We start from the raw sequence: 20,973 nt of genomic DNA, 5'->3' as shown, positions 1-20,973 counted from the left end.
GCTCTGAAATACGGGGCCCGCAGCGCGTCCGGCGGGCCTTGGCAGCATGCGGTGATGCATGTTTAATGGGCGCCCTTCAGGAATCAGGCGGCTTTTGAAATGGCTTTGATCGTACAGAAGTTTGGAGGGACCTCCGTCGGCACCGTCGAGAGAATCGAGCAGGTGGCCGAGAAGGTGAAGAAGTTCCGTGAGGCGGGCGACGACATCGTCGTGGTGGTTTCCGCCATGAGCGGCGAGACCAACCGCCTGATTGGTCTGGCGAAACAGATCATGGATCAGCCGACTCCGCGTGAGCTGGACGTGATGGTCTCCACCGGCGAGCAGGTGACCATTGCCCTGCTTAGCATGGCGCTGATGAAGCGTGGCGTGCCGGCGGTCTCCTACACCGGTAACCAGGTTCGCATCCTGACCGACAGTTCCCACACCAAGGCGCGTATCCTGAGCATCGACGATGCGAACATTCGCGCAGATCTGAAAGCCGGCCGCGTGGTCGTGGTCGCGGGCTTCCAGGGTGTTGACGAGCAGGGCAACATCACCACCCTCGGCCGTGGCGGTTCCGACACCACCGGCGTAGCGCTGGCGGCGGCCCTGAAGGCCGACGAGTGCCAGATCTACACCGACGTCGACGGCGTCTATACCACCGACCCGCGCGTCGTGCCGCAGGCGCGTCGCCTGGACAAGATCACCTTCGAAGAGATGCTGGAAATGGCCAGCCTCGGCTCCAAGGTGCTGCAGATCCGCTCGGTGGAATTCGCCGGCAAGTACAACGTCCCGCTGCGCGTGCTGCACAGCTTCCAGGAGGGTCCGGGCACCCTCATTACCCTTGATGAAGAGGAATCCATGGAACAGCCGATCATCTCCGGCATCGCCTTCAACCGCGACGAAGCCAAGCTGACCATCCGTGGCGTACCGGATACCCCCGGCGTTGCTTTCAAGATTCTCGGCCCGATCAGTGCCGCCAATGTAGAAGTCGACATGATCGTGCAGAACGTCGCGCACGATAACACCACCGACTTCACCTTCACCGTGCACCGCAACGACTACCAGGCCGCCCTGGAAATCCTCAAGCAGACCGCCACCAGCATCGGTGCGCGCGAAGCCACTGGCGACACCAATATCGCCAAGGTTTCCATCGTCGGTGTCGGCATGCGCTCCCACGCCGGTGTCGCCAGCCGCATGTTCGAGGCGTTGGCCAAGGAAACCATCAACATCCAGATGATCTCCACCTCGGAAATCAAGGTGTCGGTGGTCATCGAAGAGAAATACCTCGAGCTGGCGGTCCGTGCCCTGCACACCGCGTTTGAGCTCGACGCCCCGGCCCGACAGGGCGAGTAAGGGGAGAACCATCGAAAGGCGCGGCTAATCCGCGCCTTTTGTCGTTTTTGACCGGCTGTCAGGAACTTTCATTCCGGCAGGACTGGTCAATACTTGGGTGAAGGATTCGCGCACTTGATCTATACGAATCTGCCACCATTTCTTTTTTTGCAGACTGCTTATCCCGTAACACGTAAGGAGAAAGGAATGCTGATTCTGACTCGCCGGGTCGGAGAGACCCTGATGGTCGGTGACGACGTCACCGTGACTGTGCTGGGCGTTAAAGGAAATCAGGTGCGAATCGGTGTGAATGCGCCGAAGGAAGTCGCCGTGCACCGCGAAGAGATCTACCAGCGTATTCAGAAAGAGAAAGACCAAGAACCAAACCATTAATTTTTCTAAAATTTTTCTTTGCAAACGGGGAAAACATGGATATCATGCGCCCCGTGTTGCGGAGAGGTGGCCGAGTGGCCGAAGGCGCTCCCCTGCTAAGGGAGTACACCTCAAAAGGGTGTCGGGGGTTCGAATCCCCCCCTCTCCGCCATTGCTTCTTCTAGAGCAGTGAGTTGTCCGGTTACGTAAGTGACTGAAAAGATTGAAAAATCTTGTTGACAGGTCAGAAAAATCGCACTAGAATTTGCGCCCTCATCAGCGCACTCATAGCTCAGCTGGATAGAGTACTCGGCTACGAACCGAGCGGTCGGAGGTTCGAATCCTCCTGAGTGCGCCATATACGAAGTTACGCGAAAGCGGGGCTTCAGTGGCGAAAGGGCTGAAAGGCCATTAGCTGCAACCAGTTGGTGAATCTGGTTAAACTTTGCCAACGACGCACTCATAGCTCAGCTGGATAGAGTACTCGGCTACGAACCGAGCGGTCGGAGGTTCGAATCCTCCTGAGTGCGCCATATACCGAAAGGGCCTGCAGAAATGCAGGCCCTTTTTCTTTGCCCTCGAAAAAGCCGGCAGGGCGTTCTTCTCAGCGCCTCGCCTTGCCTATCACGCAGCCGTCCTCGTCGAAGGTTACGCTGCGTGCGCCACGCTTCCTTTCCGCCGCGTAGTGATAGCGCAGCGTCTCGTTTTGCTGGCTGACGCTGTCGGGCCTGCCCAGGGCGCTCTCCACGTCGCTGCGGGTCATCCCGCTCCTGATGCGACCTTCGATGATCGCCTTGCGCCGCGCGCTGCCGGTGACGCGATTGCCGCAGCCGTTCTGCTGCTCGCCGACGACGACCACGTCCTCGTGCTCCGCACCCTTGTCCCCGGTCTTGTTCCGCAGGGGTGGCTTCAGCGCAGCAGTTGTCTTCGGATCAGCCATGGGCACCGGCGTGCCGCTTCCTGGCGAGGGGTTGGCGGCCTGCTGGATTTCCTGCTGCCGCTCCATGGGGCAGCCATACTGACTGAACAGCACGCTGCCATCGCTGGCGGTACAGCGGAACACCGTGGCGGCCTCGCTGGTCGGTATCAATGGAATCAGGAGTGAACAGAGCAGGACGGGCAGGCGCATGGCGTCCTCCGAGGTGACGAGCCTGCCTGCAGCCTAGAAGTGTGATTTGTCAGTCGGAGCCGGGTGTCCTGTGGGAGCTTTCGGGCGTCGAACCAGGCAGTGATTCGCCACTGAACTTTCGCCTGCAAGCGATTGTTCTAGCCGCCATTTTGTAACGCCTAATACACCCCGGAGTGTTATCATTTCCCGCATCTGCCCTCGATGGGCGCATGGGACACCACCATGGACTTACCCAGTAGTTACTCAGAACCCCGATTGCGTACACACGACCTGATGTATTGATCCCCTCTGGCCCGTTCTGCCACTGGGGGTGGAGCGTGCTATGACCGAAGTAGAAGCCAAGAAGCCGCAGGAAAGCCTGCAGGACCGCCTCAACCAGGTGGTCGACCTGCTGCACAAGCACAAGCTGGTGGAAGACCTGACGCACCGTCAGGAAGGCCAGCATCAAGACCTCGTCGAAAACTTTGTGCATCGCCAGAATCTTGCCGAATTGCAGCGCAAGATGGACGAGTTGCACCCGGCCGATATCGCCCACATCCTCGAGTCCCTGCCGCTGGATGACCGCCTGACGGTCTGGCAACTGGTCAAGGCCGAGCGCGACGGCGACATCCTCCTCGAAGTCTCGGATTCCGTGCGGGAAACCCTGATCGCCGACATGGACGATCACGAGATCCTCGCCGCCGCCCGCGAGATGGACGCGGACGAACTTGCCGACCTTGCGCCGGAACTGCCGCGCGACGTGGTCCACGAGCTGATGGAAACCCTCGATGCGCAGCAGCGCGAGCGCGTGCGCTCGGCGTTGTCCTACGAGGAAGACCAGGTCGGCGCGCTGATGGACTTCGAGATGGTCACCATCCGCGACGACGTCAGCCTGGAAGTGGTGCTGCGCTACCTGCGCCGTCTCAAGGAGCTGCCTGGGCATACCGACAAGCTCTTCGTGGTCGACTACGACGGCGTGCTCAAGGGCGTGCTGCCGATCAAGCGCCTGCTGGTGAACGATCCGGACAAGGAGGTGGCAGAAGTCATGGCCACCGACCCGGTGACCTTCAGCCCCGACGAGGACGGCTACGAAGCCGCCCAGGCGTTCGAGCGTTACGACCTGATTTCCGCGCCTGTGGTGGACAAGAACGGCAAGCTGATCGGCCGTCTGACCATCGATGAGATGGTCGACCTGATCCGCGAGGAGAGCGAGAGCGAAGTCCTCAACATGGCCGGTCTGCGCGAAGAGGAAGACATCTTCGCCTCGGTGTGGAAATCCGTCGGCAACCGCTGGGCCTGGCTGGCCACCAACCTGGTCACCGCCTTCATCGCCTCGCGGGTGATCGGCCTGTTCGAAGGCTCCATCGAGAAGCTCGTGGCGCTGGCTGCACTGATGCCCATCGTCGCCGGTATCGGCGGCAACTCCGGCAACCAGACGATCACCATGATCGTCCGCGCCATGGCCCTGGACCAGATTCAGACCAGCAGCGCCAACCGTCTGCTGCGCAAGGAGCTGGGCGTGGCCCTGGTGAATGGCCTGGTGTGGGGCGGGGTGATCGGCCTGGTCGCCTTCTACCTGTACGGCAACTGGGAGCTGGGCGCGGTGATGACCGGCGCCATGACGCTGAACCTGCTGCTGGCGGCACTGATGGGGGTGCTGATTCCGATGACCCTGCTGCGCCTGGGTCGCGACCCGGCCATGGGCTCCAGCGTGATGATCACCGCCATGACCGACAGCGGTGGTTTCTTCATCTTCCTCGGGCTGGCCACGCTGTTCCTCATGTAGTGCCCACCGAGTCGAAAAGGCCGCCCGCGAGGCGGCTTTTTTGTGCCCGCCTTTTCCGCAGCAGGCAAATCGCAGGCATGAAAAAGCCGGCTCGAAGGCCGGCTGTTTTCGGGTCTTGCGAACGACTCAGGCGTCGTTCTGCGCCATCTCGGCGTCATGCGCGATCAGGGCGATCAGGGCGTTCTGCTGGCGATGGGTCAGTTGGCGGAAGCGTTGCAGCAGCTCGCGTTCGTGCAGGCTGAGTTCCGGGCTGTCCAGACGGATACCGAGGTTGTCCTGCAGGGCGCCTTCCTGCAGCAGGCTTTGCTCGAGACGGGCGATGATCTCGGAGTTCATGCTGCGATGATGGCTGCGAGCGACATCGGCGATGCGCTCACGCATGCCCTCGGGCAGGCGTACGACGAATTTGTCAGCAGTGCGGCTGGAGTAGGAGGGGGTTGCCTGTTTCAATGGGCGCATACATTAAACCTGTAAGTCAGGGAGGCCGATGCCATGGGTCAGCGTTGGTTCAGGCCCTTTGACAGCGATTTCCAATGGCCGTTCAGCGCGTCGTCAAAGCTTTTGAAGTTTTATTCAATAAGTTGACGTCAAACCTAAGGCATATTGTGTCTGGTGTGGAGGCTAAATGCCAGCACCAATCGTCCGAAATGAGACCGTCTAGGCAGACCTCTCTTTGGATTGGACTTCTGGCAGAAAGCTGGCGATGTGCCCAATGGTCTGAGCGTAGTCGATTTGCGAATGCTACCTGACTGCCGTTGGGCGGCTGCCGGGAAGGCCGTCCTGGCGCAGGTGCGCATGATGGCACAGGGTTCCAGCGCTGGGCCTGCGGCTCCTGAACAATCGTCCTGATCCGATGGATTTTCGCGGAATTCGTACAAGGCAGGCGTATTATCCGCGCTGCGGACCCGAACCGATGTAACGCCGTACCGCCGGCCCCCACGAGCGCCATATGACTCCGGGCAGACTGATTTACCTGATGGGCCCTTCGGGCTCGGGCAAGGACAGCGTATTGCAGGCCGCCAGCGCCCCGCTGGCGGCGCGCGATTGCCGGATCGTCCGGCGCGTCATCACCCGCTCCGCCGAGGCGCGCGGGGAAGCGGCGCATTCGGTGAGTGTCGAGGAATTCGCCCAGCTGGAGGCCTCGGGCGCCTTCGCCATGAGTTGGTGGGCGAACGGGCTGCACTACGGCATTCCCCGTGAGATCGATGCCTGGCTGACGGCCGGCCACGACGTGCTGGTGAATGGTTCGCGCAAGTACCTGGACGAGGCCCGGCGGCGCTATCCCGGGTTGCTCGCGGTGCTGCTCAAGGTCGAGCCGGGCGTGCTGCGCCAGCGATTGCTCGAGCGCGGACGGGAGAGCCTGGCGCAGATCGAGGAGCGTCTGGCGCGCAATGCGCATTTTGCCGATGGCCTGCCCGGGCCACTGGTGGAGCTGGATAACTCGGTGTCCCTGCAGACCACGGTCGGCCGTCTGCTGGCGCTGATCGACCCGCCGGGCGCCCAGGCCAGCTGAGCCTTACTCCAGCCGCAGGGACAGGCTGACGCCGTGGGGCGCGAAGCCCATCGCCGAATAGAAGCGGTGCGCCATTTCCCGGTCCTGGTGGCTGGAGAGCGCCAGCTTGTAGCACTTCCGGTCCCGCGCCCACTCCACGGCCCGGCCGATCAGTGCCTGGCCGATGCCCTGGCCGCGGGCGCGGCTGTCCACCACCATGTCTTCGAGAATCGCCGAGCGGGCGAAGCCATGGGCGATGTGTTCGATCAGGTGCAGCGTGCAGGTGCCCAGCAGGTCGCCGTCGCGCTCGGCCACCAGGGTCACCCGCGAGGGCGAGTGGTTGTCCAGCGCCAGGGCCAGCAGGGCGGCGTCCGGCAGCGGGTCGCAGGCGCCGAGTTGCCGCAGCAGGGGGGCGAGGGCGGCGGCATCGGCCGCGGTGGCGACCCGTACATCGAAGGTGGCGAAGGGCGAGTCGGGCAGGGCGCCGCTGTCTGTCGTCATGATGTTTCTCCCACTGGCAGGCAAATTATGCTCGCTGGCCGTGGCAGCGGCATGACAAATCGCTTGTCGGTGGTTAACATGCCGACCCGATTGTCCCGGTAGCTCAATTGGATAGAGCGTCCCCCTCCTAAGGGGAAGGTTGGAGGTTCGACCCCTCTCCGGGACACCAGTATTTCTGCAGCGCCCAGCCGTTCTGGCTAATTTCCCTCTCTGTGCTTACCAGCACGCTACCAGCAGCAGGCAATTACGGCACCTTGTTGGACTTCCACGGGATGCGGTCTGGCTCCTTGCTGTATTCGCCTGTTACGGCGTGAACAGTCACCGCGGGCCAGCCATTCATTTTGATGTAGTGCCTGATCCCATTCTTCTTCAGAACGCGCACCTGGCCGGCCTTCGTCCTGGCGCCCGTGAGCTGGACAACTTCTTCGTGGGTCAGGAATTCGACTGGCATAAGCTTCTCCTAATGGCTCCGGTATCGTGCTACACCGGAGGGACTGTGAACTGAGGATTTGCTTATGTCTTCAAGAGAACCGCTAGCCCTCGCGGCCCGGAAGCTCCACGAGCAGTTGAGCACCTTGACGACAACCGTCGGTGAGATCGCCGAAATCTTAGAGGGGAGGGCGCATCAACCTGCGATGCTGACTGAACTGAAGATGGCTGAGTATCTTGGAATCACTCAAGGTGCGCTAGCGTCTCGCCGAAAGAGAAAGCTCTTCCCAGAGCATCTGATGGTCAAGTTCAATCGTAGCTGGTACTACAACGTGGACGCGTATGAGGAGTGGGTTCTGCAACTGTGGGAATCAGCGCTGGCGGCTAAGCACATTGCGAAACCGCCGTCGCCAAAAAGAAGGACGGCGCCACCCGGGCATGGAAAGCCGGTGTATGTCCTTAAGTGAGATTCCTAGGAGCTGACGCCCGTCCTATTTTGCTGCGCCAATCTGCTGGGCCTGGTGCTCAGGATCCTTGAGCGGGCGTAGCGCTGCCTGGGGTGTAGTGGCAATATGGTTTCAGATACGACAAGGAGGTCAGCATGCGTATAGCAGTGGTTTTAATTTTTGCGGCCATCCTAAGCGGCTGCGCCCAGCAAATCTCGCCAGCCAAGCCGAAGGTTACTCCGACACCTAGATTTGCGTTTCAGCCAACAGATCAGCAGATCGAGTCGGCAAAGGCGGTTATCACGTCGATGCTGAAGGATCCAGAATCAGCCCGTTTCTCCGGAATAATTGGTGTGCAAGTAGAAGGAAGGCCGAGTGCTTCAGCTATCTGTGGGAACGTGAATGCCAAAAACAGCTATGGAGGTTACGTCGGGTCGGTTCCCTTTATGGTTTTTGGCGACAAAGGACAAATCTGGGAGTCAAGCTCAAGACTTAATGTGATGAACCAGCTCTTAACAGAGGTGTGCACACCTACCGTCCCTGCTCCAGCAGCCAAGGAACCAACTTCGCACCAAGCGGCGAACACCGAATCGAAGGAGCGTCAGCTCTACGAGCTCCAGCAGCGCAACCTGCCTTACGAGCAGTACCAGCAGGAGTACCGGAGGATCATGGGGCAGTGATGGAGAGGCTTAAGAGACCGGTTGCCAGATAGCCGAAGGAGCAAGGAAGTGAACAAAGCCACTTGGCTTGATGAGTGTCGGGATTGGTGCAAAAAGATCAAGTATCTTTCCGAAGAGCTGGAATGGGGCGAACGACCGAATCACAGCGGATGGCTTGAAGCGACCAGCGCTCTATTGGACGAGAGTCGTGTCACTCTCCCTCGCCTGCTATTCAAGGGGGAATATCGCCCTGGAAGGATGGGCGACCGGATTAGCTACGGTCTCATGTACCGAGAGCAACGCGAGATGCGCAGGGTCTTCATGCTAGAAATCTACCCCAAGCATGAGAGATCGCACTCCGAAAATGGAATCGTATTCTTTGGGCCGCATATCCATCTCGGTGATCCGCGCCTCGATCAAATCACTCGTGCCGTCATTGCCAATCTAGATAGCCCGACTGTCCATAGATGGATTGAGCGCTTCCGCAGACACGCTAGAATTCTAGACAACGACCACCGTCGATTAGGTGCGCCGTTTACCAATGATCTGTTTGGGTGATCTATGGCTAGTTTAGGCTGCTCCACCTTCTTTGCTAAAGCCGGATGGCATTGCCAGACGGTCGAGGCAGGCGGCGCTATGGCCACCTACATCAGCACTCCGATTGTATTGCCGGGTGGGAAACCACTGGATTTCTACCTCATCCCGCGCGGACAGATGGTGGAGTTCACGGATGATGGCATAACGATGTTTGCGCTCAGCGGGCTGGGGTACCAACTCGGTGACAAGCGCAACTGGAAAGGCCTTGAAAATCTTGCCGTCAAGCACGGGTTCAACCTGACAGAAACTGGGGCATTTGAGGCGATGTTCCCTCAGTCGGATATGTCCGAATGGGGCGGGCGCATCCTGAAGCTCTTCGCCGCCGTCGCTGCCTGGGAGGATGAGCGCTTCAACGAGGGAGATACTGACTTCTCCCTCACGTCAGAGATCGAAATGCTCCTCCGTGCAAAGGCACCGGAGAAGCAACTGGTAAGAAACGCTACAGTTGCCATCGGGAAGAATGAAATAACTTTCGACTTCCTATGGGGTGACACTTACGTCGACGCCATTAGGCCTGTGGCACAATCGGTGAACGCCCGACTCAGAAAGGCTGTGCTCATCAATCGCAGTGAAGACCCACTAAAGCTGCTGTTCATCGTTGATGATCGAGGCCAAGAGGAACGCGCCGAAGCAGAGATCAGCGTCTTGGGTGATATAGCCAGCACGATACGGCTGACGGATTTCGAGAAGCACTACAGCCCCGCGCTGCATTGATTTGAGCCCCGCACAGCGGGGCTTTTCGTTTCTAGGCTCATGTAGGTGGCCGCCCTCCTGCCCAGCAAACATGCGGCTTTCAGGAAGAAATGCGCCGTTTGGGTTGCCGCGTAGACTCAGGCCCCGGCCCACGACCTGCAGAAATCTTAACGCTCTGCACTTTCTCGCACGACCTGTCCACCCCAAGCAGGATCCTGAGCCCGCCTAAGGATCAATACTTCTTCTTATCTGTCCGAATTAGACGACCTCACCTTCAATCCGTACGACTGCTTTATCAGTATGGCTATACGGAATGCTCACCCTCACAACCTTTCCTGAATCAGTCGTGATCTCCACCACCATCTGGGTTGGTGGCGCGGCAAAATCGTCCGTGAACAGGGTGTGAATCGCGTTTTTGCAGGACTCCCCCTTTTCGTGAATCCAGTAAGCAGAGCCATCTGCTGCTGGTACATAAACCTCAATGTTCGACATACGTGCTCCTTATCGAGCTGGAGGGAAAGAGGATGAACTTGGACAAGATAGACCGTCTGCTGCGCCTCGATGAGGTGCTCCACATCACCGGCCTTGGCCGCAACACGATCTACCGTCGAATCCGAGAGCGAACATTTCCCAGGCAGGTCAAGCTTGGCCCCAAGTCCGTTGCCTGGAGGCAGTCGGACATCGCCAAATGGGTGGAAAGCCCGTCTACCTATTCGGTTCCAGGGGAAGGAGGTAGAGATGCCTGACGAAAGTGGTCTCGCTGAAATACTCCGAGGGATGCACGCTCAAATCGTCATGCTCGCTGATGGAGTACAGAAGCTGGCTGTCCTGCTGGAGAGCAACAATCAGCGTGGGAGTGTCTCGCCTCGAATCCTAACCGAGGAGCAATTCGCCGAGTTTCTCGGAACAACGGTTGCTGCGCTGCGAACGCGCCGCTTCCGCAAGCAAATCCCCGAAGCAATCTGGGTTAAGGAGGGCCGTCGGACGCTCTATAGCGTCGAGGCCTACGAGCAGTGGATCCAAGCTCAAATGCAAAGCTCGTTAGATTCCGTGCCCAGCCAGCTGCAGATCAGAAGGGGCAAACGATTGGCTAAGCCTGCCTCAGGAAGGCGGCCATTTTCTCTGCTGGTTTGACCATGCTTTAGGACGGACGTGAAAGCATGCAGCTTGAAAGAAAAAGCCCGCTCACTGGCGGGCTTTCTTGTTAGTTACTAGCGCTTCTTCAGGCCGCCATACTGCTCAACCGCAAACTTGATCGCGCCGAGCATCTGAGCACCCACGTTTGGCATCTTAAGGATGTCTATTTCGGTTTTCTGGAGAAGGTCTGAAATAGTCAGGACGTTGTTGTCCTTCAAGATATTCGCCGCTCGCGCAGGTATGTTTAGGCTTTCTACAGCCTTTCCTTCATCTGCATGACGCACTGTCGCCTGATTTTCCAAGGCTGAGCAGATTTCTTGAGCGTTGTGGAGATTGCTCACCTCAGCAACTGCTTGGGTGCCGTTGTCGTCGTGGCGAGTAATGACGTAGCGGGTGACTTCGCGAATGCGAAACTCTGGTTTCATGATGATCTCCGGCCTGCGCACAGGCTGAGTTAGATGGGTTATCGGTTGCCGCAGCAACGGATGAATCATATGGCCATCATCACTCATAGAGCAATCATGAGTTAATGTCATTTCACTGCGTGAAGCGGTGGGGTGCGGCAATGAAATCTACCGTTGGCGGCTTTTCTTGCTGCCTCCTGCCGCTGTTCACGCTTACCAACATCAGCCTTCTTTGCGTGCGTGTACTGAATGGCCGCGATAGCGGCCTTTACCTGCAATGGAGTCGATTCGATCACACCGAGCGCCACATCCTGGAGGTACTGCAACATATCCATATCGCCAGCCGGAACAGGTTCTGACCTGAAACGCTTCAGGGCACCACCATGATCCTGGATCTCCAGCTCGGTGGACATACCTGGCACTTGCCCACTATCCGGCCCAATTATTGGCTTAATGGGCTTTCTACCTGCACCTGGGCGCGAGCCTCCGCTTCTTCCTTTTTTTCCAGCCATTTGATTCCTCTATTTGATTCCGAGGATTGATACGGGAATTTAATCTCCACATGGATCCGGGCGTGGTTTCCGCTATGTTCGGTTATAAAAACCTGACCTCCCCCCCCCTATTTGAAGCGTGTGAAATCAGCAAAATTCTACGGATTAGTGAACACAGAGATCCGGGCGTGGTTTCCTTTTCGGCGCCCACTAGGGTATGCGTATCCCCCGAGTCACCCCACTGGCCACCCATCGATGCCGATGGTTCTCTTCTGACTGTATCCAAGGTCAGTCGCAGTCTTCTTCGCGTGACAACCCTCTGGCCCTGAGCAAAGCACCTGGCAGTTTTCATCAGTGTCAGCACCACCAGCGTGAAGGGATAGCTTGTGATCAAGCTCAAATCCCTCAGGGAAGGCGCAGAGCTTTCCGCAATGGGCACAGCAGGGATCCTTCGACCACACGCGCAGCCGACGCTCCTGAAGCTTTCTGCCGGTCATCCTGCGCTCCCTTGTGCTCGGCACGGATTGCAGCTTCCTGCCCACTGCCTCTTGCAGGCGCGGCTTGATCGTTTGAAGTCTGGCCATCACTGAACCTCCGGCCGGCGGCGATCCAATTGCTCTCGCATCCATTGGCTGATGCTGTCCTCACCAGGCACCCTCGCCTCACGATGGCGAAGGTTCACATCATCTTTGTTGGCGGCGATGATTCGCATGAACCCGCCAGGTGGGACAACCGTGAACACGCGAGTACCACTCGCCACACAGACCTCAATCTCCAGTGGGCCAGGATTGTTGTTGGTGGCTGTCCAGATCACACAGCCGTTGATGCTGTCATCTTTCAGGTCGGGCGGATTGCTAATCATGTGAACCTCTGCGCGTCACGAACCACACGGGCGATGGTTCTAGCTTGTTTGGCGGTTGCTTGCTTCATCCCCTTCACGTCCTGGACGCCCGAATTGGTGATGCTGATATGTACGTCCCCACCATTCTTGATGCCTCCCGACATCCCGGAATTCACCCTCTCCAAGGTTTTATCGAGCTTCGCGCTGGTCTCGGCGGTGGTGACTCGCTCACCCTTCTGCAGGTACCACGAGCCGTCCTGAGGAACCTTGTCGATACCATCGTGGGCCATGCCGGCGAGAGCAGACGTGCCAACAGCGATTGCCAAAGGCTCTGTGATTGCCAGAGCTGCTGCCATAGCACCAGGGGCAAGAGCTGGGCCTACGATGGGGATAGCCGCGGTGGACGCGAAAGCAGCCAGGCCGGCCTGCAAAGAAGTCGCTTGGGCATTGGCTGCTAGGGTCGCCGCCGCGGTGGCCTGTGTGGTGCGCCCATAGATCAACTGGACGGCTTGGGCGACGAGCCATTGCGCAGCCATGTCGGCAATCGCCTTCACAATCGTCTGGCCGATGGTCGCTGCCAGGTTGCCGAGCGAGTCACTCAGCGTCTCGGTGCCGGTGAAGACATCGTAAATACTGTCGCTGAGCGCGCTGGTGGCGCCGCCTAAGATGCCGGTAATCGCATCCGCGGCGATCTGATAGTGGTTTTCTGCAGTGTCGACGTAATTCTGGAAAGCCTCGTCCACGCCCTTCATCCACTCTTGCTGGGCCTGGTCGGTGTCCTCGTAGTACTTGTGCTGGGCCTTCAGGCGCTGCGCCAGCGCGTCCTCAATGTCCTTGGTTCCCTGGTCGAGCTGGGCCTTGCTGATATCGCCGTTGCGGTAGTCTTCGGCAAGCTTCTTCTGCTCGTCGTTGTAGTGCTTCTGGATCTGCAGATCCTGGCGAAGGCGTTCGCGGGCCTTCTCGCCCATGCCGGCGCCCACCAGGTCAAGATCCAGGGCGGACTGGTCGTTTTCCAGCTCGCTCTGCAGGGTGGCGCGATAGGCAGCCGACTTGGCAGCGTCTTCGTTGGCTTGCTTCAGCTTCTGCAGGCGGTCGAGCTCGGCGGCCAATCCGTTGAGGCGCTCCTGCTGCTGGGTGTTTATGCCCTTCAGCTTGCCAGACTCGATATCAAATTGGAGCTTGGCGACCTTTGTCGCATCCTTGCGCTTGTCGACTTCCGTGTTGATCAGCGCGATCTGGCGCTCGTAATTCTCTTCTGCTTGATCGAAGCGATTCTGCAGTGCCTTAGCAGCCTGCTCGGAGGCTTTCGCTGCGGCCTGTTCTTCCTTCGTCAGGGCTGTGAAGGTTCCTGGTTTTCCAGAGGCATCACGCAGCCTCTGCAGCGTGTCCGATAGCTCCTTTAGCTCGCCCCTTACGCCACCAGTGCCAATCTGATCAGCCGTGTTCAGGAAGCCTGCATACTTCTGCGCAGTCGCATCCAAATCTTCGCCGACCTGAGCGGCAGTATCTTTGATGTTCTGTTGGTTCTTGTAGAGCAGGTTTGCCACGCCCAACGGGCCTGCGGCAAAGTCAGTCCAGTCCGCATCCTTGAATCCAGCTGCCGCAGTGGCTGCCGCGCCACCAATAGCTTTCCCCATCAGGTCGAACGCACCGACGGCGCCAATAGCGGCCTTCGCCATCCATCGAATGGTATCCACCACAAACTCACCAACGACCACGGCGGCCTGGCCTTCTGTGCTAACGCCTGACAGGTCAACAGCCATATCGCTCAAGGCTGGTAGAAGCTGGGCCATGATTTGGTTACGCAGACCAGTTGTACTCTGCTCGATTAGCCAGGCAGTAGCGGCCAGTTCGTTCGCGGCCTTGATGGTCTTTTCGTCCATGATCGCCCCGGCAGCTTCCGCTGCGTTGCCGAGCATGGTGAATCCTTCAGAGTTGTTGCGGAGAAGCGGCGTGAGTGCCGTGGCGTCGCTCGCAATGGCCTCCATGTAGAAGGTCATATCCGCCTGGCTGACGTTTGCCTTCTCCAGGCTCTGTACGTACAGACCGAGAGCCTGAGGCCCGGACAGGTTACGGAAGTCATCGGCAGCTACGCCGACCTTTGGGGCTATGTTGGTAAAGAAATCGGCAAGCGCACCGCCTCCGGTGTTGAGGAAGTCACCGACCTTGTCATTGACGTCCTTGAAGATATCAGCAAGCTTGTCCTGCTCAATGCCAACGGCTTTCGCACCAGCCGCGTATTTTTGAAACTCAGGAGCGCTGGCGTTAGCTACCTGCGACAGTCGAGTGATTTCAGCGGCAGACCTAACCGTACTCACCGATAGAGCAGTAAGGCTTCCCGCGGCGGCGACAGTGAAGCCGCCAATAGCCTTGCCTGCGATCTCTGCGTTTTTCTTGATGTTATGCAGGCGCTGCTGGGCGTCACGCTCAGCTTTGCTCAGCGGGCCTGTAAAGCCGCCAGTCTTAGCGATCAAATCCAGCGTTAGCTGGCCAAGAGATCTAGATGGCATGGGGCCTCCTATTCGGCCAGCTTGTCGATGGCTTTATTCAGTTCAGCAGCCACGGTTTCGGTGACCTTTTCGATGTTCTGCTCAAAGGCAGGACGCATAAATGGACGCGCCGCTTGGTGCTCGGTGCCAAACTCCATAAACCTCCAGTACCAAGTGTCGCCGCCGGGGTTTTCCTTGAGACTTGCTCTCCCTACAAGGCCGCCGGCATGAACGTTTTTGGCACCGCCCAGGACACCGACCCGCATCACCACACCACCAACTGCCTTCCCTCGACGTCCAGACTCCTGAACCACGATATTTCTGGCGATGTTCTCTGCGGTATTGGGGTCATCAGTTGGACTAACTCGCGCCCTGGCCTCGTCCTTGACGATGTTCATTGCCTTGCGAGCGGCGCGGCGTAGGAAGTTCCTCTCCAGTTTTGGCCCCAATTCACGAAGCTTTTTCATGATTTCATCCAGACCTTTGAGGTCCACCTCGAATGCTTCTGGCATGTCGTTCTCCTGGACTGTTAGGTGCCTGCCACCGTGCCGGCGATATCGCGCTTGAAGTCGCTCGTAGGAGGGGTTGCACGCGCAGGCTGTCGCGGTTGTTCTGGACACTCACGACTTGTCCGTTGAAGTCGGTGCTAGTGGATCTGCTGTGGCTCTAGCTTGAGCATCATCAAGTACGGCGCCGGGTCGCTCTTCAGCACCACGATGAGCAGTTGATCTGGCTCGACCTTCAGAACTCGAACCTCTCCAACTTCCTCGCTGACCTGGGCCAGGAGCCCGGCCAGTTCGGGGTGGATGGGAAGCTGCTTCATGTGCGCGAGATAGACCTCGGGAATCTCGGCTAGAAACTGCGGGAGGCGATCACCGGAGGTCTCGGAAAACTCTCTCATCAGGTCTCTCATGGGCGGCGCCCCTTACCCTGGTGCTGGGCTTCTTCGCGGAGTGCTGCAGACGAGATTTCGAAGGCACGGCGCATGTCGTCGAAGGTGCCGTAGTCGTCAAGTTCCTCGTCCTCGTAGTTCGCTCGAGCGGCGATCATGGCGAGCTTCTGGAAGAGACGACCATCGAGCCAGTCGGCGTTCTGACCGATGATCCGGCCCATCGCGAAGATGACTTCGTTGCAGTTCTGATTCGTGCTCATCGCTGCGCCCCCTTGGCCGAGAGTTGCCAGTCGGAAACGGCTTCATCAGGCGCCTTATCGGTGGCCTTCACCGCAGTCCAGAGGCAGCCCTTGTGGGTCACACAATCACCGCGGCGGTAGTCCATAGCGCGCTGCCATGTGCCGCAGTATTTGAGGCCACGCTCTTCGAGCGCAGCTGCTTGTTCAGAGAGCCCCTTCAATTTCCCTTCAAGCTGTTCGATGCGCTCAAGAGCGTGAATCAGTTTCCCTGTGAGTACGATGGCTGTGCCTGTGCCGAATGGCTCCTTAACACCAAGGCCCAGGCACTCCTTGGACACCCTTTCGATTTCCTCCCGAAACTGGAGTGCCTTCGCTTCGTAATCCATCACACACCCCACTGAACGCCGGACAGCCAGGCGACAGACCCAGCCCTTGCGATTTCCCAGTTCAGGAAACGCTCGGCCAGGGCGGCGGTGAGGTTGTTCTGCCATAGCGACAGGTACCCCGTGCCACCTTGCCCATCGTCCACTTGGATGGTGGTGAGATTGGATTGAAGGATGTCCACGCCCTCGTCGGTGAGGAGGATGCCTGCCGGATCGATCAGAGCCACCAGAGCGCCGTTCGAGTCCTTCGGTACCGAGTCGCTGGTAACAACAGGAACGCCGAACAGCTCACCACCTCGTACAGTCAGACTGGTCTCGCCAAGCGACGCTTGCATCATCGACAGCTCAAGGGCCGTCTCTGGATGCATTGCGATCACCGCGGTTTCGAGCGAACCACCGAAGGCGGCAAAGAGTGCGCGGATATCTGCTCGAACGGCATCCGCATCGGTGCCGGATGAAGGAACTGGAGTGACTCCGTTTGTGATCGAAGCAGGAGAATCGACGCCGCCGGCGCTGGTTGGATCCAGGAAGGAAAGGCCCTCAAGAGCAGCGATTGGGTTGACCAGGTCGTTGCTCACCGCGGATTCGAAAGCGGCGCCTTGGCCTTCAAGAAGCTCGTTGGTCAGCACCAGCAGGCCGGTGATCTTTTTTGAGCTGAGACGCTTCTGCTCGAAGGCCGTGTGAGTGACCATCTTCGGCTGGCCCTGGGCAGTCCAGTAAGCGACTGGTCTCTCGGTTTGTGCCAGCACGCGGGTCTCTGCAGGAATGGCACGGAAGGGAGAGATCGCGTTGATTTTGCCGATCAGCGAGCGGGTCTGGACAAGCTCGATGAATGCGCGCCCAGCGGAGCGGAAGTCAGGATCAGCATGGAGATCGCCGGTGGTGACAACGGCTTTCTCCAAAAGGCGAACCACGACGTTGGAATGGCCGTAAAGGGTTCTGCTCACCGTCAGGGCGGTCTGGCGATCGCCGCGGTTTGCCAGAAGCGCCTTGGTGAATTGAGAAAGGACGAGCTCGCGCATGGGTTTCTCCAGGAAAAGTTGCTGGAGAAATGGTCGCTTCCTTGCGACTTAGGAACCATGCCGCTACCTGACGTGAAAGTACGTCAGCTAACGTCCGCTTACTCAGTACCTATTTCTATCCATACTGCGATGTCCCTCAGTCGGTAGCTGATCTGGCAGCCCGACATCGGGATTCGGTAGTGCCGTGGTGCGCTGCCATCGCCGGTACGCATCTGCTTCAAGTAGCCGGGCGCAATATTGAGAAGGGTTGCTGCATCAGCCTCGGTAACTCGCAAATCGCCTGAAAGGTGGAGTCCACTTTCTCGACAGGATGCGAGCAGGAGGCGAGTGGTTGCCTCAATGCGATCTTCGAAAGATTCAGCCATGGCTGACCTCCGCGCCAGGCCATCGCCACCTTGCCGCTTCGAGAGCTTCAGCCTCTGTCATCGGCTCCCCAATCATTATGCAGATTGGCTTCCCGCTGAGAGTTACTTGCCAGTGACAACGGCGCTCGATTCCGTCGTTTGCTGCGAGTTCGGCAATAAGTTCGAGGCGGTGGGCTTTGATGTAAACCCGAACGTCATCGGTGAGCCGGCTAGCAGGGGAAACAACAATACGTTTCCCCTGGATCTTGGCCGCGAACCCCTTCTGGATGAGGTAGTCAATCGCGGCCATTTTCAGAAGCCCTCAGTATCCGATTCGTCGAAGGAAGGGGGACGAATACCGCCGAAGGTGCTCACGTTTTCCCGAAGATGCTCATTGTTTTGAGTGAGCACCTTCGAAGTTTTTTGAGCACCTTCGTCATTCAGGCGCCAAACCCACTGCTGTTTTCCGTCTGCGCTTGGACTGCCTTCTTTGATCGCTACAGCGCCAATTGCCTTCTGGGCACGGCGAACAGTTGCCCACGAAAGACCAACCTCATTCGCATCCGACTTGATCTGCTTGGAAGGCACCGCACCGTGTTTGAGGATGTCCCGCAGGAAATCGCAGGCCTCCTCAAATTCGGACTTCTGGTCGTCGTCACCGGTGTTTTCCACCACGGCCAGAATGTCTCGCGCGCTACCCTCGATGCGGTCGCCCCACATCACCCGAGTCGTTTCGATGCCATCTCCGACGGTGCAGGGTTCGACGGTGTAGCTGACACCCCCCTGATCGTCACTGATGTTCGACTTGGCGCGAGCCAAGACACGAACGTCGGAGTCTTCCTGCTTGGCGGCCACCAGGACGGTTCTGGCGAGTGCGCCGAAAGCCTGACTGCCGATCACCCGATCAGCCGGAGAAGACCCTCCACTTCCTTTGCTGAAGTGGCTAATCCCGACCACGGCCGCTCCTTGCGATTCGGCGAAGTCGACAACAGATTGCAGTGCGCGCCGGACGTCATTGGCGCGATGCATATCGCCCTTCACAACGTTGACGACAGGATCCAGGAGCAGCAGAGATGCACCACCAATGGCATCAACTGCGTCACGAAGGAGGTCGAAGTCGCCGGCCGGATCAAAGGGCTCATGTTCCCCGAGCTCGTTGATACGACCCTGGATGATGTGAACGCGGTCGAGGTTTGCGCCAGCTGCCATAAGACGTGGCACCAGAGTGTCAGCCGGATCGTCTTCCGACGACCAAATCAAAGCGTTTGCAGGCTCGGTGCAGACTTCCCCGTCAGGCCAGCGACCTCCGCTGGTGAGAGTGCCAATCAAACCGATGGCCAGGGTGGTTTTCCCGCTCCCACCGGCACCCGCCAGCACGGTCAACTTTCCTCGTGCTACCCAGCCAGGCCAGAGCCAGCGGATTGCGACTGGGGTGATTGCGGAGGCGGGCGTGAGATTAGCCCGCCACATTGGTGATGCTGGCGGCTTCATGAACGGTACAGGATCAGCACTCACAGGTAGCCCTCCAACTGGCGAGGTCGTTGAAGTCGGTCAGATGAAGAGGCGCATCTGCTGGCCAATCAGGGAACGTCACCAAAGCTTTGGCAGCCTTGGCGGCTTCGATAGCTGCAGCCCTTCCGGGATTCCCCGCTGTCTGCCTGTCGTCGTCGCCGGCAATAACCATCTCCACCAAGTCGCCGTATTTCTCTCGAAGGGCGATAGCGACAGGGCGCAGGTTGTTTGCATTCATCGCAGCAGCGACAGCACCGCCGACTTGCTCGTGGAGCGTCGCAGCAGTGGCCCAGCCTTCGGCGACGTAGAGTCGGCGCCCCGGGGAAATACTGCCAAGGGGCGAATAGCACCCCTTAACCTGGCCGCCAGAGAGGAATCGTTTGATTCCGTCAGGGCTAATCCGCTGTAGGTTCACCAACTCGCTGTTGCGGTAGAGAGGGATCAGCAGCGTGTCGCCATGTTGGCGCAGAGCATGGGATCGAACCGACTTGGATATCAGGTATGGGTGGCAGGGATCAGCTCGACGAGCGTCGCGCCAGAGTCGTTTGGCGTATTCCGCCGCAGCTTGGTGCTGTCTGGCTGTATCCGCCTCGCGTTGAGCCCGACAGAGCTCGATTCGCTGAGCAATTAGATGGGCCTCCAATGCGTCTGCAGGCTTTCGGCTGCACCAAGTCTGATGGTCGCCAGCCTTCCAAGAACCAAAGGCACCGGAGGCGATGCCGTCGGCGTAGAGGACATACCAGCCGTTCACCGAACCAGCCTTATCGCCTGGTACGTGGAATCTGTGGATGACACCATCGGCCACGGGTAGCCAGTCGAGCGCACCATAGATTTCCTGCAGAGTCTCCCGGAAGGTGATTTCTACTTTCTCCAGGCAAGCCGATCCCGTCGGCGCGATGGCGCCGTTTTTAATCTTCATATCAGTTACTCCTGATCGGGATCGAAAGGAGCTGCGCCAGCCACGAGGGCACGCATTCCCACAATTGCAAGGGATGCGATACCGTCCGCAAAGCCATCCTCAACGTCGTGCCCTGGCTTCCAGTTGCGCGAATTGAGAGCGAACTTTATTGCGCAGAACGCCTCTTGCTCATTGCCCTTCTGAAGCATTTGCAGCTCTCGAATAAGGCTCAGGCCGTATTCAAAATCACCATCGCGTTGGTCTGATTTAACTCCTGCCCGCTCAGGTGACCAGTTATTGAAGCGGCGGTAAGAGCCGTCTATCCAGGTGCTGACAAAGCTCAATTCGCGTCTATTGCGGAGTTTTTTGCAGCGCGGCAGGGTTACGATTACGGCTGTCATTTGTCACCCCCTTGCTCATTGCCAAAAATGAGGCGGACAGCTGCGTCCAAGTCACGAAGCGGAATCCATCGTTCACCATCAAAGGTGCGCATACGATCTTTGAGCATCTCTGTCAGTTGCTCGATGGTGGGCTTCGGCTCTTTAGGAACGAGTTTGAGGTTACACATGGCTCGCCTCCTGCTCTGTTTCTGCTGCCTCACAAAGGTCATACCCCGCTGACCTGACAAATGCCGAAATAGCGAGCACGGCGTGGTTCAGCCCATCAACGTCTTTCTCTTCGAAATTGTGTTTGGAGCTGTGAGCAGTCAGCAGGTTACCCAGCGTCTCCAGGGCAATACCGGCACAGACCAGTTCGTTGCCGACGCGGCCGGACAGGCGAGTGAGGCTATGCATGGCGCACCTCTGGTTTGGCCCCCTGTATCTGAGGACAGGGCCTCACGCTTAAACTAGGAGATAGTCTTGTGACTGGTTTTAAGCGTATGCCCAATGGAAGTGATGGCGGCCAATTGCTTGGTCCCGAGCG

The 20,973-nt window shown here is 58.5% G+C and carries 32 protein-coding genes and 4 tRNA genes; 14 read left to right on the top strand and 22 right to left on the bottom strand.

What is annotated here, in order from left to right:
* Positions 1-99: 99 nt before the first annotated feature.
* The 5 genes from HNP46_RS21610 (at position 100) to HNP46_RS21590 (ending at position 2,219) form a co-directional block, all read left to right on the top strand.
* Positions 100-1,335 carry an aspartate kinase gene (locus tag HNP46_RS21610; RefSeq protein ID WP_184593019.1) on the top strand — a complete coding sequence of 412 codons (1,236 nt, stop codon included), beginning with the start codon at positions 100-102 and terminating at the stop codon, positions 1,333-1,335.
* A gap of 186 nt (positions 1,336-1,521) precedes the next feature.
* Complete coding sequence (gene csrA, locus HNP46_RS21605) at positions 1,522-1,707, top strand: carbon storage regulator CsrA (RefSeq protein WP_003085981.1); 186 nt, start codon at positions 1,522-1,524, stop codon at positions 1,705-1,707.
* A gap of 60 nt (positions 1,708-1,767) precedes the next feature.
* Positions 1,768-1,858 (top strand) — tRNA-Ser (locus HNP46_RS21600).
* A gap of 109 nt (positions 1,859-1,967) precedes the next feature.
* A tRNA-Arg gene (locus tag HNP46_RS21595) sits at positions 1,968-2,044 on the top strand.
* A gap of 98 nt (positions 2,045-2,142) precedes the next feature.
* Positions 2,143-2,219 (top strand) — tRNA-Arg (locus tag HNP46_RS21590).
* A gap of 71 nt (positions 2,220-2,290) precedes the next feature.
* On the opposite strand, the gene bamE is transcribed toward HNP46_RS21590, so the two are convergent.
* Positions 2,291-2,815, bottom strand: coding sequence for an outer membrane protein assembly factor BamE domain-containing protein (bamE, locus tag HNP46_RS21585; RefSeq protein WP_184593017.1), 525 nt, complete (start codon positions 2,813-2,815; stop codon positions 2,291-2,293).
* A gap of 322 nt (positions 2,816-3,137) precedes the next feature.
* Here bamE and mgtE point away from each other — a divergent pair, with 322 nt between their 5' ends.
* Positions 3,138-4,580 carry a magnesium transporter gene (mgtE, locus tag HNP46_RS21580; RefSeq protein ID WP_184593014.1) on the top strand — a complete coding sequence of 481 codons (1,443 nt, stop codon included), beginning with the start codon at positions 3,138-3,140 and terminating at the stop codon, positions 4,578-4,580.
* Positions 4,581-4,706: 126 nt separating this feature from the next.
* Here mgtE and amrZ read toward each other — a convergent pair whose 3' ends face one another.
* Positions 4,707-5,039, bottom strand: coding sequence for a transcriptional regulator AmrZ (amrZ, locus tag HNP46_RS21575; RefSeq protein ID WP_184593012.1), 333 nt, complete (start codon positions 5,037-5,039; stop codon positions 4,707-4,709).
* A gap of 490 nt (positions 5,040-5,529) precedes the next feature.
* Between amrZ and phnN the strand changes: the two genes are divergently transcribed.
* Positions 5,530-6,093, top strand: coding sequence for a phosphonate metabolism protein/1,5-bisphosphokinase (PRPP-forming) PhnN (gene phnN / locus HNP46_RS21570; RefSeq protein ID WP_184593010.1), 564 nt, complete (start codon positions 5,530-5,532; stop codon positions 6,091-6,093).
* Between the two features lie 3 nt (positions 6,094-6,096).
* Here phnN and HNP46_RS21565 read toward each other — a convergent pair whose 3' ends face one another.
* The gene (locus HNP46_RS21565; protein WP_184593008.1) at positions 6,097-6,573 is read right to left on the bottom strand and encodes a GNAT family N-acetyltransferase; all 477 of its coding nucleotides are present in this window, start codon (positions 6,571-6,573) and stop codon (positions 6,097-6,099) included.
* 92 nt (positions 6,574-6,665) lie between these two features.
* On the opposite strand from HNP46_RS21565, the gene HNP46_RS21560 reads away from it, so the two are divergent.
* Positions 6,666-6,742: transfer RNA gene (locus HNP46_RS21560), tRNA-Arg, on the top strand.
* A 75-nt stretch (positions 6,743-6,817) separates the two neighbouring features.
* On the opposite strand, the gene HNP46_RS21555 is transcribed toward HNP46_RS21560, so the two are convergent.
* Positions 6,818-7,024: a DUF4224 domain-containing protein gene (locus HNP46_RS21555; protein WP_184593006.1), complete on the bottom strand. Its 207-nt coding sequence runs from the start codon at positions 7,022-7,024 to the stop codon at positions 6,818-6,820.
* 64 nt (positions 7,025-7,088) lie between these two features.
* On the opposite strand from HNP46_RS21555, the gene HNP46_RS21550 reads away from it, so the two are divergent.
* The 4 genes from HNP46_RS21550 (at position 7,089) to HNP46_RS21535 (ending at position 9,418) form a co-directional block, all read left to right on the top strand.
* On the top strand, positions 7,089-7,469 hold the full coding sequence (locus HNP46_RS21550) for a hypothetical protein (RefSeq protein ID WP_184593004.1): 381 nt from the start codon (positions 7,089-7,091) through the stop codon (positions 7,467-7,469).
* Positions 7,470-7,603: 134 nt separating this feature from the next.
* Positions 7,604-8,128, top strand: coding sequence for a hypothetical protein (locus HNP46_RS21545; protein WP_184593246.1), 525 nt, complete (start codon positions 7,604-7,606; stop codon positions 8,126-8,128).
* Positions 8,129-8,176: 48 nt separating this feature from the next.
* Positions 8,177-8,665: a hypothetical protein gene (locus tag HNP46_RS21540; RefSeq protein ID WP_184593002.1), complete on the top strand. Its 489-nt coding sequence runs from the start codon at positions 8,177-8,179 to the stop codon at positions 8,663-8,665.
* 78 nt (positions 8,666-8,743) lie between these two features.
* The gene (locus HNP46_RS21535; protein ID WP_184593000.1) at positions 8,744-9,418 is read left to right on the top strand and encodes a DUF1828 domain-containing protein; all 675 of its coding nucleotides are present in this window, start codon (positions 8,744-8,746) and stop codon (positions 9,416-9,418) included.
* 237 nt (positions 9,419-9,655) lie between these two features.
* Here the strand turns inward: HNP46_RS21535 and HNP46_RS21530 are convergent, their stop codons facing one another.
* On the bottom strand, positions 9,656-9,889 hold the full coding sequence (locus tag HNP46_RS21530) for a hypothetical protein (RefSeq protein ID WP_184592998.1): 234 nt from the start codon (positions 9,887-9,889) through the stop codon (positions 9,656-9,658).
* 32 nt (positions 9,890-9,921) lie between these two features.
* Between HNP46_RS21530 and HNP46_RS21525 the strand changes: the two genes are divergently transcribed.
* Complete coding sequence (locus HNP46_RS21525) at positions 9,922-10,143, top strand: helix-turn-helix transcriptional regulator (RefSeq protein ID WP_184592996.1); 222 nt, start codon at positions 9,922-9,924, stop codon at positions 10,141-10,143.
* Entirely contained in the window at positions 10,136-10,531 is a 396-nt protein-coding gene (locus HNP46_RS21520; RefSeq protein ID WP_184592994.1) for a hypothetical protein, read from the top strand. The genes HNP46_RS21525 and HNP46_RS21520 overlap by 8 nt, the downstream gene beginning before the upstream one ends.
* 77 nt (positions 10,532-10,608) lie before the next feature.
* Here HNP46_RS21520 and HNP46_RS21515 read toward each other — a convergent pair whose 3' ends face one another.
* From HNP46_RS21515 to HNP46_RS21435, 17 genes are all read right to left on the bottom strand, one after another.
* Positions 10,609-10,959 carry a DNA-directed RNA polymerase subunit alpha C-terminal domain-containing protein gene (locus HNP46_RS21515; protein ID WP_184592992.1) on the bottom strand — a complete coding sequence of 117 codons (351 nt, stop codon included), beginning with the start codon at positions 10,957-10,959 and terminating at the stop codon, positions 10,609-10,611.
* Between the two features lie 107 nt (positions 10,960-11,066).
* Positions 11,067-11,351 carry a hypothetical protein gene (locus HNP46_RS21510; RefSeq protein WP_184592990.1) on the bottom strand — a complete coding sequence of 95 codons (285 nt, stop codon included), beginning with the start codon at positions 11,349-11,351 and terminating at the stop codon, positions 11,067-11,069.
* Positions 11,352-11,662: 311 nt separating this feature from the next.
* Positions 11,663-11,926 (bottom strand): HNH endonuclease, encoded by a 264-nt coding sequence (locus HNP46_RS21505; protein ID WP_260403234.1) that lies wholly within the window; start codon positions 11,924-11,926, stop codon positions 11,663-11,665.
* A gap of 86 nt (positions 11,927-12,012) precedes the next feature.
* Entirely contained in the window at positions 12,013-12,291 is a 279-nt protein-coding gene (locus HNP46_RS21500) for a hypothetical protein (protein WP_184592986.1), read from the bottom strand.
* Entirely contained in the window at positions 12,288-14,780 is a 2,493-nt protein-coding gene (locus tag HNP46_RS21495) for a phage tail tape measure protein (RefSeq protein WP_184592984.1), read from the bottom strand. Before HNP46_RS21495 ends, HNP46_RS21500 begins: the two co-directional genes overlap by 4 nt.
* An 8-nt stretch (positions 14,781-14,788) precedes the next feature.
* Entirely contained in the window at positions 14,789-15,271 is a 483-nt protein-coding gene (locus HNP46_RS21490) for an HK97-gp10 family putative phage morphogenesis protein (protein ID WP_184592981.1), read from the bottom strand.
* Positions 15,272-15,405: 134 nt separating this feature from the next.
* Positions 15,406-15,672 carry a hypothetical protein gene (locus HNP46_RS21485; protein WP_184592979.1) on the bottom strand — a complete coding sequence of 89 codons (267 nt, stop codon included), beginning with the start codon at positions 15,670-15,672 and terminating at the stop codon, positions 15,406-15,408.
* Positions 15,669-15,911 (bottom strand): hypothetical protein, encoded by a 243-nt coding sequence (locus HNP46_RS21480; protein WP_184592977.1) that lies wholly within the window; start codon positions 15,909-15,911, stop codon positions 15,669-15,671. Before HNP46_RS21480 ends, HNP46_RS21485 begins: the two co-directional genes overlap by 4 nt.
* Complete coding sequence (locus HNP46_RS21475; RefSeq protein ID WP_184592975.1) at positions 15,908-16,276, bottom strand: hypothetical protein; 369 nt, start codon at positions 16,274-16,276, stop codon at positions 15,908-15,910. The genes HNP46_RS21480 and HNP46_RS21475 overlap by 4 nt, the downstream gene beginning before the upstream one ends.
* Complete coding sequence (locus HNP46_RS21470; RefSeq protein ID WP_184592973.1) at positions 16,276-17,295, bottom strand: phage major capsid protein; 1,020 nt, start codon at positions 17,293-17,295, stop codon at positions 16,276-16,278. The genes HNP46_RS21475 and HNP46_RS21470 overlap by 1 nt, the downstream gene beginning before the upstream one ends.
* A gap of 98 nt (positions 17,296-17,393) precedes the next feature.
* On the bottom strand, positions 17,394-17,660 hold the full coding sequence (locus HNP46_RS21465; RefSeq protein WP_184592971.1) for a hypothetical protein: 267 nt from the start codon (positions 17,658-17,660) through the stop codon (positions 17,394-17,396).
* Entirely contained in the window at positions 17,653-17,949 is a 297-nt protein-coding gene (locus tag HNP46_RS21460; RefSeq protein WP_184592969.1) for a hypothetical protein, read from the bottom strand. Before HNP46_RS21460 ends, HNP46_RS21465 begins: the two co-directional genes overlap by 8 nt.
* A gap of 2 nt (positions 17,950-17,951) precedes the next feature.
* Positions 17,952-19,109, bottom strand: a complete 1,158-nt coding sequence (locus tag HNP46_RS21455) for an AAA family ATPase (protein ID WP_260403233.1) — start codon at positions 19,107-19,109, stop codon at positions 17,952-17,954.
* A gap of 34 nt (positions 19,110-19,143) precedes the next feature.
* Entirely contained in the window at positions 19,144-20,070 is a 927-nt protein-coding gene (locus tag HNP46_RS21450; RefSeq protein WP_184592967.1) for a toprim domain-containing protein, read from the bottom strand.
* 5 nt (positions 20,071-20,075) lie between these two features.
* Positions 20,076-20,450 (bottom strand): hypothetical protein, encoded by a 375-nt coding sequence (locus HNP46_RS21445; protein WP_184592964.1) that lies wholly within the window; start codon positions 20,448-20,450, stop codon positions 20,076-20,078.
* Complete coding sequence (locus tag HNP46_RS21440; RefSeq protein WP_184592962.1) at positions 20,447-20,617, bottom strand: hypothetical protein; 171 nt, start codon at positions 20,615-20,617, stop codon at positions 20,447-20,449. The genes HNP46_RS21445 and HNP46_RS21440 overlap by 4 nt, the downstream gene beginning before the upstream one ends.
* Positions 20,610-20,843, bottom strand: a complete 234-nt coding sequence (locus HNP46_RS21435; protein ID WP_184592960.1) for a hypothetical protein — start codon at positions 20,841-20,843, stop codon at positions 20,610-20,612. Before HNP46_RS21435 ends, HNP46_RS21440 begins: the two co-directional genes overlap by 8 nt.
* Positions 20,844-20,973: the final 130 nt, after the last annotated feature.

This window comes from Pseudomonas nitroreducens, assembly GCF_014204515.1.
Classification (GTDB): domain Bacteria; phylum Pseudomonadota; class Gammaproteobacteria; order Pseudomonadales; family Pseudomonadaceae; genus Pseudomonas; species Pseudomonas nitritireducens_A.
This window is presented reverse-complemented; position numbering and strand designations above follow the sequence as displayed.

Coding starts and splice junctions, on each gene's coding strand:
- HNP46_RS21610 (WP_184593019.1), top strand. CDS start 100: ATGGCTTTGATCGTACAGAAGTTTGGAGGGACCTCCGTCGGCACCGTC.
- csrA (WP_003085981.1), top strand. CDS start 1,522: ATGCTGATTCTGACTCGCCGGGTCGGAGAGACCCTGATGGTCGGTGAC.
- bamE (WP_184593017.1), bottom strand. CDS start 2,815: ATGCGCCTGCCCGTCCTGCTCTGTTCACTCCTGATTCCATTGATACCG.
- mgtE (WP_184593014.1), top strand. CDS start 3,138: ATGACCGAAGTAGAAGCCAAGAAGCCGCAGGAAAGCCTGCAGGACCGC.
- amrZ (WP_184593012.1), bottom strand. CDS start 5,039: ATGCGCCCATTGAAACAGGCAACCCCCTCCTACTCCAGCCGCACTGCT.
- phnN (WP_184593010.1), top strand. CDS start 5,530: ATGACTCCGGGCAGACTGATTTACCTGATGGGCCCTTCGGGCTCGGGC.
- HNP46_RS21565 (WP_184593008.1), bottom strand. CDS start 6,573: ATGACGACAGACAGCGGCGCCCTGCCCGACTCGCCCTTCGCCACCTTC.
- HNP46_RS21555 (WP_184593006.1), bottom strand. CDS start 7,024: ATGCCAGTCGAATTCCTGACCCACGAAGAAGTTGTCCAGCTCACGGGC.
- HNP46_RS21550 (WP_184593004.1), top strand. CDS start 7,089: ATGTCTTCAAGAGAACCGCTAGCCCTCGCGGCCCGGAAGCTCCACGAG.
- HNP46_RS21545 (WP_184593246.1), top strand. CDS start 7,604: ATGCGTATAGCAGTGGTTTTAATTTTTGCGGCCATCCTAAGCGGCTGC.
- HNP46_RS21535 (WP_184593000.1), top strand. CDS start 8,744: ATGGCCACCTACATCAGCACTCCGATTGTATTGCCGGGTGGGAAACCA.
- HNP46_RS21530 (WP_184592998.1), bottom strand. CDS start 9,889: ATGTCGAACATTGAGGTTTATGTACCAGCAGCAGATGGCTCTGCTTAC.
- HNP46_RS21525 (WP_184592996.1), top strand. CDS start 9,922: ATGAACTTGGACAAGATAGACCGTCTGCTGCGCCTCGATGAGGTGCTC.
- HNP46_RS21520 (WP_184592994.1), top strand. CDS start 10,136: ATGCCTGACGAAAGTGGTCTCGCTGAAATACTCCGAGGGATGCACGCT.
- HNP46_RS21515 (WP_184592992.1), bottom strand. CDS start 10,959: ATGAAACCAGAGTTTCGCATTCGCGAAGTCACCCGCTACGTCATTACT.
- HNP46_RS21510 (WP_184592990.1), bottom strand. CDS start 11,351: ATGTCCACCGAGCTGGAGATCCAGGATCATGGTGGTGCCCTGAAGCGT.
- HNP46_RS21505 (WP_260403234.1), bottom strand. CDS start 11,926: ATGACCGGCAGAAAGCTTCAGGAGCGTCGGCTGCGCGTGTGGTCGAAG.
- HNP46_RS21500 (WP_184592986.1), bottom strand. CDS start 12,291: ATGATTAGCAATCCGCCCGACCTGAAAGATGACAGCATCAACGGCTGT.
- HNP46_RS21495 (WP_184592984.1), bottom strand. CDS start 14,780: ATGCCATCTAGATCTCTTGGCCAGCTAACGCTGGATTTGATCGCTAAG.
- HNP46_RS21490 (WP_184592981.1), bottom strand. CDS start 15,271: ATGCCAGAAGCATTCGAGGTGGACCTCAAAGGTCTGGATGAAATCATG.
- HNP46_RS21485 (WP_184592979.1), bottom strand. CDS start 15,672: ATGAGAGACCTGATGAGAGAGTTTTCCGAGACCTCCGGTGATCGCCTC.
- HNP46_RS21480 (WP_184592977.1), bottom strand. CDS start 15,911: ATGAGCACGAATCAGAACTGCAACGAAGTCATCTTCGCGATGGGCCGG.
- HNP46_RS21475 (WP_184592975.1), bottom strand. CDS start 16,276: ATGGATTACGAAGCGAAGGCACTCCAGTTTCGGGAGGAAATCGAAAGG.
- HNP46_RS21470 (WP_184592973.1), bottom strand. CDS start 17,295: ATGCGCGAGCTCGTCCTTTCTCAATTCACCAAGGCGCTTCTGGCAAAC.
- HNP46_RS21465 (WP_184592971.1), bottom strand. CDS start 17,660: ATGGCTGAATCTTTCGAAGATCGCATTGAGGCAACCACTCGCCTCCTG.
- HNP46_RS21460 (WP_184592969.1), bottom strand. CDS start 17,949: ATGGCCGCGATTGACTACCTCATCCAGAAGGGGTTCGCGGCCAAGATC.
- HNP46_RS21455 (WP_260403233.1), bottom strand. CDS start 19,109: ATGTGGCGGGCTAATCTCACGCCCGCCTCCGCAATCACCCCAGTCGCA.
- HNP46_RS21450 (WP_184592967.1), bottom strand. CDS start 20,070: ATGAAGATTAAAAACGGCGCCATCGCGCCGACGGGATCGGCTTGCCTG.
- HNP46_RS21445 (WP_184592964.1), bottom strand. CDS start 20,450: ATGACAGCCGTAATCGTAACCCTGCCGCGCTGCAAAAAACTCCGCAAT.
- HNP46_RS21440 (WP_184592962.1), bottom strand. CDS start 20,617: ATGTGTAACCTCAAACTCGTTCCTAAAGAGCCGAAGCCCACCATCGAG.
- HNP46_RS21435 (WP_184592960.1), bottom strand. CDS start 20,843: ATGCATAGCCTCACTCGCCTGTCCGGCCGCGTCGGCAACGAACTGGTC.